8 protein-coding genes are annotated in these 13,766 nt (G+C 57.7%); 2 read left to right on the top strand and 6 right to left on the bottom strand.

Features of this window, described 5'->3' with window-relative positions; translation table 11 throughout:
* Positions 1 to 14: 14 nt before the first annotated feature.
* The 3 genes from ACFSR7_RS02310 to ACFSR7_RS02300 are packed head-to-tail and all read right to left on the bottom strand — an operon-like array spanning position 15 to position 3,145.
* Positions 15 to 836: a carbohydrate ABC transporter permease gene (locus ACFSR7_RS02310; RefSeq protein WP_378158780.1), complete on the bottom strand. Its 822-nt coding sequence runs from the start codon at positions 834 to 836 to the stop codon at positions 15 to 17.
* Between the two features lies 1 nt (position 837).
* Positions 838 to 1,746 (bottom strand): carbohydrate ABC transporter permease, encoded by a 909-nt coding sequence (locus tag ACFSR7_RS02305; RefSeq protein ID WP_378158779.1) that lies wholly within the window; start codon positions 1,744 to 1,746, stop codon positions 838 to 840.
* A complete protein-coding gene (locus tag ACFSR7_RS02300; RefSeq protein ID WP_378158778.1) occupies positions 1,739 to 3,145 on the bottom strand; it encodes an extracellular solute-binding protein in 1,407 nt (468 codons plus the stop codon). The genes ACFSR7_RS02305 and ACFSR7_RS02300 overlap by 8 nt, the downstream gene beginning before the upstream one ends.
* Before the next feature lie 258 nt (positions 3,146 to 3,403).
* Between ACFSR7_RS02300 and ACFSR7_RS02295 the strand changes: the two genes are divergently transcribed.
* Positions 3,404 to 4,309, top strand: coding sequence for an AraC family transcriptional regulator (locus tag ACFSR7_RS02295; protein WP_378158777.1), 906 nt, complete (start codon positions 3,404 to 3,406; stop codon positions 4,307 to 4,309).
* Positions 4,310 to 4,714: 405 nt separating this feature from the next.
* On the opposite strand, the gene ACFSR7_RS02290 is transcribed toward ACFSR7_RS02295, so the two are convergent.
* Positions 4,715 to 7,006 (bottom strand): family 78 glycoside hydrolase catalytic domain, encoded by a 2,292-nt coding sequence (locus ACFSR7_RS02290; RefSeq protein ID WP_378158775.1) that lies wholly within the window; start codon positions 7,004 to 7,006, stop codon positions 4,715 to 4,717.
* A gap of 120 nt (positions 7,007 to 7,126) precedes the next feature.
* On the opposite strand from ACFSR7_RS02290, the gene ACFSR7_RS02285 reads away from it, so the two are divergent.
* Positions 7,127 to 7,990, top strand: coding sequence for a helix-turn-helix domain-containing protein (locus ACFSR7_RS02285; protein ID WP_378158774.1), 864 nt, complete (start codon positions 7,127 to 7,129; stop codon positions 7,988 to 7,990).
* On the opposite strand, the gene ACFSR7_RS02280 is transcribed toward ACFSR7_RS02285, so the two are convergent.
* Positions 7,987 to 8,454, bottom strand: a complete 468-nt coding sequence (locus ACFSR7_RS02280; RefSeq protein ID WP_378159062.1) for a choice-of-anchor R domain-containing protein — start codon at positions 8,452 to 8,454, stop codon at positions 7,987 to 7,989. The two genes, ACFSR7_RS02285 and ACFSR7_RS02280, sit on opposite strands and share 4 nt — an antisense overlap.
* Positions 8,455 to 9,316: 862 nt before the next feature.
* A complete protein-coding gene (locus ACFSR7_RS02275; RefSeq protein WP_378158773.1) occupies positions 9,317 to 13,549 on the bottom strand; it encodes a glycosyl hydrolase 53 family protein in 4,233 nt (1,410 codons plus the stop codon).
* Between the last annotated feature and the right edge of the window lie 217 nt (positions 13,550 to 13,766).

Here is a 13,766-nt window from a genome sequence, read left to right as displayed (position 1 = left end):
ATCGCCGACCCGCGCTAGCCTTTGATGCCCGTCAGACTGATGCCTTCAATAAAGTATTTTTGGCCTGCGAAGAACATGGCGATGGCGGGCAGCACCATGATGGCGGAGCCGGCCATCAGCAGGTTCCAGTCCGTGGCGTACATGCCTTTTAGCTGAAGCAATCCGAGCGCCAGCGTAAACTTGGAATCCTCGTTAAGAAAAATGAGCGGCCCGAAGAAATCGTTCCAGACGTTCATAAAGGTAAAGAAGGCGACTACCGTCAGGGCCGGCTTGACCAGCGGCAGCATAATGCGTATATAAATCTGCAGAAAGCTTGCGCCGTCGATGACGGCGGACTCGTCCAGGTCCCGCGGAATGTTCATGAAAAACTGGCGCATCAGAAAGATGTTGAACGCGCCGCCGCCGAACCAGGCCGGCAGAATGAGCGGCCAGAACGTATTGACGGCCCGCAGCTCCGACCACATGATGAAGGTCGGAATGAGCGTTACGGCCGAGGGCAGCATCATCGTCGACAGAATCAGCGCGAACCAGGCGTTGCGGAACCGGAACCGCAATCTCGCAAACGCGTATCCGCACATGCTGCTCGTCAGGACCACGCCGATCAGGACCGGGATCAGGATCAGCAAGGTGTTGAACAAATAACGGGCAAACGGAATGATGTCGAACACGTCCGCGTAATTTTGCCAGAGCAGCTTCTCCGGCCAGATGCGGGGCGGGAAAATGAACAGCTCGTCGGTTCGCATCAGCGAGCTGCGGACGAGCCACAGGAAAGGCACGGCCGCAAGCGCCGCGCAAACGAGCAGAACCGCGAAGCTGGCCGTCTTGCGAATTCGCATGTTACTTGCCACCTCCGTAATGCACCCAAGCGCTCGAGCTCTTGAAGACCCCTGCCGTCAATGCCGCGATCAATACGAACAAAATCCACGACAACGCGCTGGCATAGCCGAAGTGATTGAACTGGAACGCTTCCCGGTAGATGAGATATACATAGAACAGCGTCCCGTTGTTCGGTCCTCCGCCGGTCATGACATAAGCCTGGGCGAACGCCTGCAGCGACCCGATCAGCCCCATGACCAGATTAAAGAAAATAACCGGCGTAATCAGCGGTATCGTCACATACCGGAATTTGTGCCAGCCGTTCCCGCCGTCGATCTCCACCGCTTCGAGCAGATGCTTGGGCACGTCCTGCAGCCCCGCAAGGATGATGAGGGCCGCGCTTCCGCAGCCCCACATGCTCATCAGGATCAGCGACGGAATCACGGTCGCTTCATCGTAAATCCACATCAAGGTCGGAAGGCCCACGCTCTTCAGCACGGTGTTAAGCAACCCGAAGTCGGGATTGAACAGCCACACCCACAGCATGCTCGAGGCCACGACCGGCACGATTGTCGGCAGGTAAAATACCGTGCGGAACGCCGCTTGTCCCTTGACGCCGTAATTCATGAACAACGCCACGACGATGGAGGCCAGCATCGTAAACACGACACTCCCGATGGCGAAATAAAAGGTAACCAGCAGCGATTTTTTAAAAAACAGGTCTTCGGCGAAAATGGTTCGGTAATTATCGAAGCCGACCCATTTTGCCGCGCTCAGAATTTGCCAATCGGTCAAGCTGATGCCAAGGCTCGCCACCATCGGCCCGATCGTCCAGATCAGCAGGCCCAGAATCGCAGGCAGCGCGAACAGATAACCGGCGATCTCTTCCTTCGTTTTTAGCAGCTTTCTTTTCGATGCAGGCTTACTCATACCGGTACTTGTCCCCGTATTTGGCCTTCAGCTTCGGCAATATATCGTTGCGCACGACATCCTCGGCCGTCTTTTTGCCCTGCCACAGCTGGTCGAGCTCCGGATTGATGATGACGAACGCCTCGGTGTCCTCCCAGTAGTAGGAAGGGTTCTGCTTCGTGTGATTTAATGCGTACTCGACGACGGCCTTGCGGTATTCCGGCGGATGCACCGGCGTATCGGTCCACTTTTTGATTAACGCTTCGTCCGTGTACCATTGCTCCTCGTTGGGCATCCACAAGCCGCTGTTGATCAGACTGATGCTATTTTCGGGGTTCATGATATAGGCATAGACCGTCTCGACCTGCGCCTTGTATTTCTGCGTCCGCTCGGTGTTGAATATGATGACCGGTTCGCCGAAGTTGGTCGTCAGCGGCGTCTTGAACTTGGGCAGCACACCGATGCCAAGCTGCAGGTTTTTCTCGTTTTTGGCTTTTCCGAGCGTCTGCAGCGACCATTGACCGCTGATCGACATGGCGATCCGTTTGGTGAGCAGCGCCGTATCCTCTGCGGGGATGGTGGACATTTGAGACGGCTTGGGCATGACTTTGTCCACGTACATCAGATCGGCGATCGACTGAAGCGCTTCCACGGATGCGTCGCTGCCGATCGTGAAGGCGGTGGCGTCGTCGCTCACGATCCCGGTTCCGTTGCTGAACAGCGCTGCCGGATAATACTGCCCGAGACTTTGAATATTGACGCCGAACGTCTGCACGTTGTTAGCGTCGAAGCCCGCTTCCCCCGGATGCTTGCCGGCGCGGTCCTTCGTCAGCTTCTTGGCCGCATCCACGAACTGCGCCCAGGTCCAGGCCTCGTCCGCGGAAGCCGGCGGATAAGGCACGTTCGCTTCGTCGAACAGTTCCTTGTTGTAATTGAGCACCAGAATTTCGTTCGCGACGCCCGCTCCGATGATGGAACCGCCGCTATTCCGAAAAATGACGGACTCCAGCTTCTTGCCGATCCGGTCGCTCTCATACAGCTCGGTCAGATCCGCCAACTTGCCGTTTTGCGTCCATGACGCCACGGCGCCGGAAGGAAAGTAGCCGAGATCCGGCAGCGTATTCGAGGACGCCATTGTGTTCATCTTCGCCATATAATCGTCCGCGACGTGCATGCCTTCCACCTGAATGTTCGGATGGAGCTTGTTGAACTGATCCAGCTGCGCCAGCATCGACGCCTTCTCCTCCGGTCCTCCCCAGAAGGAAAACTTGAGCTTGACCACCTCGTCGTTCGCCTTCGCGCTCCCTTCGGGACTTTGGGCGGTGTCACCCTTCTTTTCCCCGTTCGCGCAGCCTGCGGCCATTGCCAGAAGCAGCAGCATGGCGATCCACGCGATTGATTTCTTTCTCGTTTTGACCATTTCCCAGCCCTCCGTCTTTTTCGTATGGAATGTGACCTACGCCCAGAATAACATCCGGGCATGGCCTTGTCGGTATACGAAAAAACAGAATAGGTGGCTGAAACCGACCTTCTGTAAACGCTTTATATTTTCTGATAAACTGAAGCTGATTCTATCGTACGCCAGATAAATTCACTCGTATCGGCGATAGCCGGGCTTATTCGCGGCATGTAAACGTGCGAAGGGAAAATTCCGGTAGATTAGGTGGTGAATACTGACTTGAAATTTCTCAAATTGAACATTAGTCGCCCGCTCTCCTTCGTGTCCGCCGGCAATTTCGTGGCCGACGAGCCCTGGATTCATACGAAGCGAACCATCACGAGTTTTGAGCTCATCATCGTTGTGCGCGATACCGTCTACCTGGAGCTCGGCCATGAGCCATACGCGCTGCAGCCAAAGGAAACCTTGCTTATCCTGCCCAATCAACCGCATTGCGGCTATGACTGGTCGAACAAGAACTGCTCCTTCCACTGGTTTCATTTTCAATGCGAGAGCGATTACGAGCTTATAGACGAAAAGGAATTGTACGCCGACCTTATCATGCTGGACAACAACCCGTATCTCCACCGACTGGCCGATTATGTGTATATCCCCGTCTTCTCTTGCCCGCCGGAGATCGAGCGCGTGAATATTTTGTTCCATCAGCTTCTGCACACCATGGAATCCGGCTATTACACCGGACACAGCCTGAACTACCTCGTTACGCTCTTGTTGATCGAATTGTCCGAGCAGACGCTCTCGCAGCTGAAGAGCCAATCCCGGACGGACGAAGCGGCCGATCCGGCGGAAAAGAAGCTGATGAAGATGCTGGAGTGGATTCGCATCCACAGCGCGGAGAATATATCGGTCCAGGATGTCGCCATGCACTTCACTTACAATAAAGACTACTTGATTCGTTTTTTCAAAAAACATATGGGCATGAGCATGCAGGAGTATATTCACAGCCTGAAAATCGCCAAAGCCAAAAATATGCTGTACCAGTCCTCCGCAAGCATTAAGGAAATCGCCTTTGCGCTGGGCTTTCAGGACGAGAAATATTTCATGAAGCTGTTCAAGCGGCTCCAAGGCCTGACGCCGACGGAATTCCGCAGAGCCTATTACCGCACGCACTTGAACAACAAGTGAAATAAACGGCCGCGATCGCCTGCGTCGTTCTTTCGCCGTAATGCCCCGCAATGCCTGCAAATATACATCTTTTTATGCCGATGTCGGTCCTTTTCAGCAGGATAGCTGCTAAAGTGCAGTTATTTTCCTTCATCGGCCCCATTTCCGGCTTGCGCTTTGCATTTACCTGCATATTTGCAGGCATTTTATCCAGCGGCGCATGTCGGCAGAAAACACCTGTATAAATGCAGGTTTTTTTGCCCGCCAAACATCCATAAAGCTCCGGTACTTTGAAATCGCGCTTACCTTTCCGCAAATGGCCGCCTAAATTTATACTTTCCTATCTTTTAAGAAAAACAAGCCCTCGCGGTCTTTCGCGAGAGCTTGTTTACTTGCATAAATGGGGAGAACGCCTTCGTCCCGCCGTCAGTCGTCCGTCGACCATTCGTTGTCTCCCGGCTTAAGCTCGCGATCGAGCGTCCTTCCGCCCGCGCGAAGCGACAGTCGGGCTTCCATGCCCGCCGGAATTCGGGCACGCACGCGGATGGCTCCGCTTTCTTCCCGGTACCAGCCCGCCTGGATGACGCCGAGCGGCGTGCGGACGTCGGCTTCGGCGAACGTAAGCCCGTCCGGCAGGTACGGACGGATGACCGCCTTCGCGAAGCCCGGCGCTTCCGACCGGATGCCGACGACGAACTCTTGCAGCAGCCGGGCCGGATAACCGTTCCACGCATGAGAGTGGCTCTCGATATCCTCCCAGCCCTCCCACATCGTTTTCGCCCCTTGGGCAAGCATATATCCCCAGCCGGGATACGCCCGCCGGTCCAGCAGCGCGAACGCTGCGGCCTCCCGTCCGTTCTCGAACAGCATGCGCAGCAGCGGCAGCGAGAGCACGGTGCGGCATTCCCAGGGCTGACGCGCCACGGAATCGATCGCCGCCTCGCGGTCTTCGGCCGGCACGAGGTCCGCCAGCAGCGCGATGGCCGTCACGCCCTGATGGGTCGCGGACGCGTCCGAGCTGTCCCGGAATCGCTTGGCCTTCGGGTCGTACAATTGTCCGACGATCGCTCCCGACATTTCGGAAGCAAGGCTCGCATAGGCGCCCGCCTCTTCTTTCCGTCCGAGCAACTCCGCCGAGCGGCTCACGATCCGGAGCGCCAGAACAAGCTTGATCTGCTGCACGGTCAAGTGCGATCCGGCGTGTTCGACCGTCGGATACGGCCAGTCGCTGATATGCCAGCCTTTGTCGAGCGGCACGAGTCCCGTCTTCGGGTCGCGGATGCCGACGAAGTAGTCGGCCATCCGGCGCGCCGTCTCATAATGCTTCTCTAGCACCTCGGTATGGCCCGAAGCTTCGTATAACTTCCACATCAGCGTCGCGTAGTGCAAATCCCACTCCGGAATCTGGATGCGGAAGTCCTTGTGTTCGTAGTTGACCGGCGCAACGAAAGGGAACGTGCCGTCGGCCAGCTGCGCGTCCGTGAAGTCAGAGAGCGTCTTGTCGACAATGTCGATCGCCTCGAAGTTGTAGAGCAGCGTCTCCGCCTGCAAATCCGTATCCGCCGTATATTGAGCTTGCTCGCGGTGCGGACAATCGACCGTCTGGCCCAGCGTGTTGTTCTTCTGCGTCCGGATGGCCGCTTCGTACAGCGCGTTCAGATGCCCGTCCGAGGAGGAGAACCGGCCGACGTACGCCATATCGGTATGCGCCCAGCAGACGGTCACTTCGCCGGGCGTAATCTCATCCGGGTATCCGGTCACCTCGACGTACCGGAACGCCTTGAAGGAAAAATCCGGCTGCCAGGTCTCCGTCCCCTCACCGCACATCGTATATTCGTCGTAATAGTGATCCGAATGCTCGTTCGTCACGTTATGCTTGACCCGGCCGTTCTCGTCGAGATCCTCCGACATCCGGAGCCGGACCGTCGCGCCAGCGATTCCCTTGAGCTTGAACTTCGGCCAGCCCGAGACAATGCGCCCGGGATCGAACACCTGCGGCCGCTCCCCGTCGACGTCGCTCCCCGCAGGCGGTGGCAGCTTCTCGCAGACGATGTCCTCCTCGATCGCGCCCTCCGGAATCTGCTGGACCGCCATCGGCCACTGATCGCGATCGATCTTGGCGACCTTCGCTTTCAGCGTCACCCCTGCCAAATAGCCTGCGATGCGCCATTTGGAATCCAGCTTGCGCGCATCGTACTTCTCGATCGCGGATATCCGGCGATTTTGCTGATACGGCGTCCCCGTCTCGTGGGGCATTTCCTTCAGAACCCGCCAAGAGGCGTCGGTCCCGACGACTGCTTCCGTGCCGTCCGCGTAGGCCAGATGGAGCTGCAGCCTGAAACCCGGCAATCCGTCGCAATAGTTCTGGCCGCTGCCGCCGAGGTAATGGGCGTCCGCCGTCAGACAGTTCGTACCGTTCGCCACCAGCTCCGTTACGTCGTAGGCCAGGTATGCTTTTCTTTTGTCCGGATTCGTAGGCGCGGGAGAGACGAATCCCCCCAATTTCGTCCCGTTCACGTAGACTTTTGCCGTATGGTGCGCGGAGTAAAATAGCTTCGCCGAGGCGAGCGCCCCGCGCACCGTGAATTCCTTGCGGAAATAAGCGAAATCGTTGAACCGGACACGGCGCGAGCGCCATATCCAATCCGCCTCCCATTCGACCTCCAGATCCGGCCGATGCCTCGTTGCCGTTCCCGGCTCTTGATCGCGTACGTTCACGATGCCGCCATCCTCTCCGTTTCTTTGTTCCTAGCATACAAGAGCAAACCGGTTGCTTGTAGAGGGGGGCATATGATATGAATAGGGCAATCGCATCCTGATTGAAAGGGGTTGCCCTTTGTGCCCGCTACTCCGTTTATGCTCGAAGGCAAGATCTTCTGGCAGCCCGAATTTCCGATTGCGGTCACGCGGGAGCGCGAGCGATTCACGCTGCCGATCCATATTCACGATTTTGTGGAAATTCAATTCGTTGCCGAGGGCAAAGGCTTCCATTATATCGCGGACGAACGGATTTACGTAGAGAAGGGCGATCTGTTCATCATTCCGGTCGGCACCCGTCACGTCTATCGCCCCGCATCGGAAGCGCCCAAGGACGAGCTGATCGTCTACAACTGCCTGTTCGATCCTTCCGTGCCGAATATTCTTGCGTCCGCGTACCCGCTGCCGGAGTCAGCATTGCTGCTAAAGGGGGATGACCGGCCTTACCGCCGGTTCAAGGATCTCTATCATGAGGGAAAAATGTGCATGGAGGCGCTCTACCGGGAATATAGCTCGCAATTGCCCGGCTACGAAGCCGTTGTGTATGCGCGCCTGACCGAGCTTCTCGTCTGCCTGCACCGCCTGGAGACGGCAGGAGGCGCTTCCGCTACGACAGGCTCGCGCATGACCGTCGTGCTCGATTTTCTCGAACGCCATATCGAACGCCCGGTGACGCTCGCCGAAGCCGCCGCCCTTCTCCCGGTAAGCGCGAGCTACTTGCAGCGCATGCTGAAACGAGCGACGGGACAATCGTTCACCGAGTACGTGCAAAACCTGCGCATCCGCAAGAGCTGCGAACTATTGCGCCGGACGGCGCTGCCCGTCAAGGAGGTCGCCGCGCGGTCGGGCTATCGCGATTTGAAGTTTTTCCATGAGCTGTTCCGCAAAAAAACGGGGAAAACGCCGGTCGCCTACCGGAACGAGGGGGACGACGGCGGATTCTAGACCACGCAAAGCTTCGGCGCGAAGACGGCGGACCTCTTCGGCCGCCGTCTCTTCCTCTCTTTTATTCGCGCTCCCTGATTATGGCTCGTGTAAGCCGTTCCCCCGCTATACGCGTCGGAATTATGATAGATCACGTAGCTTTGCGCCGATGGCCCGTCGGCGGTCAGCTCCATGTAATATGTCGTGTTCGGCGTGAGCCATTTATAAAAATAGAAGACGGGATGGATCGTACCCGCCGGTCCGGTAATCGACGAGCTCCCGATCAGGGTCGTTTTACTTGGCGAATCGTAGAGCTTCAACGTCATCTTCTGACCGCTCGCCGGCAGATTCTGATCCATGAACAGCTCCACGGTGTCGATCGCGATATCCGGCGTATTCGGCGTCGTGAACGTTTGCCCGAACGAATGGCCGTAGTTGAGGAAATCTCCCCCGGTCGCCCAGGTTTTGCAATTCGTTAAACTTATACGAGTCCAGTCTTTCTTCCTGCACGACGCATTTTAAGCCGTTCGCGGCGCACTGCGTCAATGCGGCATCGTTCAGGGTTTGGTTGATGACGCCATTCGTTAAGAGTACGTAAGTCGCGTTCATGTCCTTGATCTGTTTGTAATGATTAAACGTCGTGTCTTGAGGGCCCAGGGACCAAAAGATTCCGATGGGAAACGGAGCGACCTTCGGATCGGGGATCGCGGCTTGCGCGGAAGAAAAAGCGGAGAAAACGAAAAACGTTGCCGACAGGCCTAGAAGGAACGGTGTCTTTTTTCTCATGGTATGACCTCCTTAAGTTGAGAACGCTTTCCAAAATCAATTTACGCTTTGCGCTGCGCGCTGGCGAAGAAAAGAGTGGGAAGTCCCATGGCCGCGTGAACGCACTTAAGTTGCTGCGGGCTGAAAGTGCTTTCGATTAGAAGCACATGGGCGCACTTGGGCTGCCGCCTTCCCAAAGTGCTTCCGATTAGAAGCACTTGACGAGGGGGATGCGGTATTATTCGGACATGGCCGTCCGCGCTTCTAAGCTGTACATCGGCGTCGTCGCGGGAAAATGGGGCGCCAAGCTGGAAGTCTCGCAAGGCCGGTCCGGCGCATATCGGAGACCCGACCATCGTCGTATTGGACGAGTCGATGTACCGTCTTCTTGCGGAGACCGGACTTCCGCTTTTCGCCTATTCTTCGCAAGCCAAAGGATTGTTCACCAAGATGGATAACGGACAGTTCGCCGAATAGAAATAGCCTCGCCCATAGCGCAAGGGCGAGGCTTTTCGTTTTTTTTCTAACGTGGTCGCCATATCGCGGAGATTATTCGTAACTAATCGGCTGGCCCAAGAAGGTTTAACGCTTCAGCATGAGCGCGACGACCTTTGCGCATTCCGCGCGAGTCGCCATGCCATGCGGGTCGAACTTGCCTTGCGTTTTGCCGTTGACTAGACCAAGCGCCTGTGCCGCCTGTACGGCCGGCAGTGCCCACGCATCGATCGCGTACGCGTCTACGAACCCCGCCGCTCCGGCAGAAGAGGCTGTTTTCCCGGCGTGAAGTTCGTAAGCCCTAACGATCATCGCAGCCATCTCTTGCCGGGTGATGGGAGCGTTCGGCGCAAACCGGTCCTCGCCGCGTCCTTTAGCAATACCCGCTTCGTTACCCGCCGTTACTTCTCCGGCGTACCAAGCGTTCGGATCCACATCCTTGAACGGCGACGTTCCCGCCGCCTTCAAGCCGAGCGACCGAACGAGCAGCGCGGTGAATTCGGCACGCGTCACTTCCCGTTCCGGAGCGAATAATGCGCCGTCGTCCCCTTTCACGACGAGCTTCGCCGCTAACGATCTGATGGCCTCATAAGCCCAATGGTTCGCGGCCACGTCGTCGAACGACCTGTCGTATTCCAATACCGCATACGTACTGAAGTGGCCGACTTGCGCCTTCAGCGCGCCGTCCGCGAGCGTGCCGCCGACGTATTCCAGCGCCCCGTCGTCCGCGATGTAGTACAAGCCGAGCAAATCCGGATTTGTAGCCTTGCCGACGTTCAACCGAAGCGTAATCGGCGTGTCGAACTGCCGCAGCGGGGTCGACTTGCCGTTCTTGTCCACAAGCGCCAGTTCGAAATTGAACGTATCGCCGGCAGCCGTCAATTCCGCGCCGCTTTTGCGCTTCGCCTCATTAAGCAAGGCCGCGGATTGCTCCGGCGAGAGCGCAGACACGCTGAGCGCGATCTGCGCACCTTCGAGGTTGCCGCCTGCGAGCGTCTTCAGCTTCGCAAGTAGGACGCCCGGAATTTCGACAGCAACGTCTTTGTACGCCACGAGGAGCGCGTTCTTCCCGTCAATCGCCGCCGCGTTCGCCGGAAGCCATACTTGTTTCTCGCCGTTCTCGATCGAGACGGCGATCTTGCCTTCCGCATTCGCCTGCGGATTCGTTACGATTTTTCGATCCGGCTGCTGCGCCGGATAAGGCGACGTCTGACCCGAGTCCGGGTTGCCCGGCGTATCGGTGTTCGGCAGGTCGCCTGTCCGGACCAGTTCCCATTCGTCGAAGTCGCCGCCCGCTTCAAAGGCATCCTTCACGACGACGCCGATCTCCGCCGTGCCGTTCCGCACCTCGATGTCGGGAATTACGTTTAAGTTCCACGCGCTCCAGCCCGAGGCCGTCAAGTCCGTTTGCTTGCGTGTTCCGTCCGCGGCGGCGTACATATAGATTTCGCCGATCGGATCGGCGTTGGCGCCGATGCGGGAATGCATCGACAACCGGTATTTGCCCTCCGGCAAGTTCGATACGGTCTGCTTGACCGATACCGACGCTTGATTCCAGAAATGAATCGCGTACGTTCCCGCGCTCGCCGCCTCGGGGCTTCGATTGCCGTTCTGCAGCATCCACGCACTCATGTCGGCGCTTTCGATGCTCGGGTTAACGACATAGTTTTTCGGGCCGACCGCAATGATCGCCTTAACCGTTGCCCCGCCTTGCAGCGTACCGACCGCTTCGTACGTTCCTGCTTTAGTGTAATCGTAAGTATTTGGCGTCCAAGCGGTTACCGGGACGGGCCGGTATGCATCGTCCGCCATTAACACCCTCGCCGTCGCCGGGAGCGGAACATTCGTGCCTTCGCTGGTCGTGATCGTCACGTCCGGCACTTCAACGATCGCAGGTTGATGGTAGGATTCGTCGGAAGCCCGCACGAGATGGAATACCTGAATGGACGGAAGCGCTTCGCCGAAGTAATTGAACATGCCTTGATTGGCCCAGCCGCTGCCGCCGTCTTCGGCGATCTCCTGGCTGCTGTAAGACGACGCGTATTTCGTCGCCCAGCCGGTGTCGACGCCCGGCAGCCAGGCCGGCTCCCAGTAGAAGATGCCGAGCCCTTTGCCGTTCGGCACTTCGGCGACGGCGGCGATAACGTCGCGAACGGCCGACGCTTGCCCCGTTACGCTGGCGATATAGCCCCCCGCTTCAGCCAGCTCCGCGTTGAATACTTGGCCGGGCGGGCCGTTGTTCGCCGCGTCTTCGGTCGTGAAGCCGTAGGATGTCTCCGCGATGACGACGTCTTTATTGAACGTCGCGGACAGCGTGTTCATGACCTCCTTGATGTTGTCGAACGTCCCATGCCAATACGGATAGAACGACAGCCCGATCACGTCGTAATCCAGATCGGCGTAGTTGCCGTAGAAGCTCGTCAGCGCCTCGGCGCCGTTGTTCGGATTCGCGCGGTGGATCATGATTTTGATGCGCGTGCCGCTCTTCGCCGTTTCGACGGCACGCACTGCGGCGATGCCCCGCTCGATGTACGTTTTGGCGCCAGCCGGCGTCCGGCCGAGAGGCCACAGCATGCCGTCGTTGATTTCATTGCCGATCTGCACCATATCCGGATAGGCTCCATTGTCAGCGAGCGCGTTTACCATGTCGTAGGTATAGTCGTAGACGGCTTGCTTCAGCGCCGCTTCGTCGAGACCGACCCACGCCTTCGGCATGGTCTGCGTTCCGGGATCCGCCCAGAAGTCGCTGTAGTGGAAGTCGACCAGCACCTTCAGCCCGGCCGCCTTCGCCTGCTTCGCCATCTCTATGACGCTTGCCTTATCCGTGTTGCCCCCGCCGTACCAGTTGCCTTGCGGGTCCTTCGGGTCGTTCCATAGACGAAGGCGGATCCAGTTAACGCCGTTTTCTTTCAGGATCTGCATCAGCGGCTTCTGGACGCCGTTCAAATCGTAATATTTTCGACCGGACTTTTGCATTTCCAGCACCGTGGAAATGTCGACGCCCATGATGAAATCCTCCCGCTTCCCGTTCTGAAGCTCCGGCACGGGCTTCGCGTAGATCGGCGCGCCGGCTAGCTGCTGCATCGTTCCGGACACGAAGATGTCCGTCTTGCCCTTCAACTGGCGGCCGTCTTCCGTGTCAAGCGTGACATGGATCGTCGTCTGACCGTTTCCGGCAGCAGTGACGAGACCGCTCGCATCCACCGTCGCGACCGCCGGATTGTCGCTGGCGTACGTCACGTTCGTAACCGTGCCTTGCGGCAGCTCAAAAGCAATCTGCTGCGTCTTCTCCGGGCGAAGGTTCGCGCTCGCCGGCTTCGTCTTCAACTTCCCGACGTTCGTTGACGGCTCGAACGTCACGTCGGCGAAGTGGCCCCAGTTCGACGAGGCCGACTTGACGGCAAATCCGATCGTCACGGCCCCGTCGTCGCCGACCTCGACGCCGTCCATGGTCAGCGTCCGGAATGTCGGCACCGTGGCCCCGTTTGGCCATCCGCTGCCGTCGTAGATGATCGGCGTCGAGAACGTCTGGCCGCCCGCATTCGCGTACATCGTCGAGCCTGTATCCGGCGCCTTTTCGCCGTAGACCTTCGCTGTCATCGTATAGATGCCCGACTCCAGTCCCGTTACGCGATGTTCCAGACCGAAATCGATCGCGCCATCGTCCCAATAATTCAAGCTGTAAGCCGTATCGGACAAGCTGTCCGGTTTGGCGCCCGAGAGCATCCATGCCGCGGGATCTCCGTTCACGGTCAGACGAGCCGACGACACCGTCCGCGTGAATGTGACCTCGTCCAGATATCCGTAATGCTCGCCCGTCGACTTCACGGTAAAGCCCAGCGTGGCGACGCCGTCATTCCCGACGACCACGTCTCCGAGCGTTAACGTGCTCGGGCTTCCCCAAGCACTGCCCACATACGTGATCGGCGTCGTTTTGGTCTGGCCGCCGCTCGTCGCGAACATGACCGAACCGGTAGCCGGTTCGCCTTTGTCCCCGTACGTCTTCGCCGTCATCAAGTACGTTCCCGGCGCTAGGCCCGTTATTTCCTGCGTAATCGTGAAGTCGATTGGCTTGTTGTCCCAATAGTCGAGCCCGCCGGATGAACTGCCGTCTCCAAGCGTCGTCGGCCAAGTGCCGTTCATCGTCCATGCCGCCGTCTCGCCGTTGACGGTCAAATTGTTCGTCGCGAGCAGTTCGTTCGTTGCGGCAGCCGACCGGCCGGGGGCGATCGTGACGCTGCATAACGTAAAAACCACCGCGAGCATGATCGTGAGCGGCCTACTCCAACTTCGCTTCATGTACGCTCTCCTGTCACTCATGGATACCCTCCTCATTCATCGTAAGCGCTACAAACATTGGAAACCCTTTCATAAATCGATTATAGTTCGTTATGGTAAATCGACACATTCAGGCAAGCAACTAAAACTAATACAAAATCAACGATGATTGAAAGGAACCGCCGATCAACTCCAAACAACAAAAAAGGCGACATAAAGTCGCTTCAAATATTACTTCTTTTATGAGTGAACCTGGCTG

The sequence above is a fragment of the Cohnella sp. GCM10020058 genome (assembly GCF_042683485.1).
In the GTDB taxonomy this organism is placed as follows: Bacteria; Bacillota; Bacilli; order Paenibacillales; family Paenibacillaceae; genus Cohnella.
Note: the sequence above shows the minus strand (reverse complement) of the source record. Positions and strands in the feature narration are given on the sequence as shown.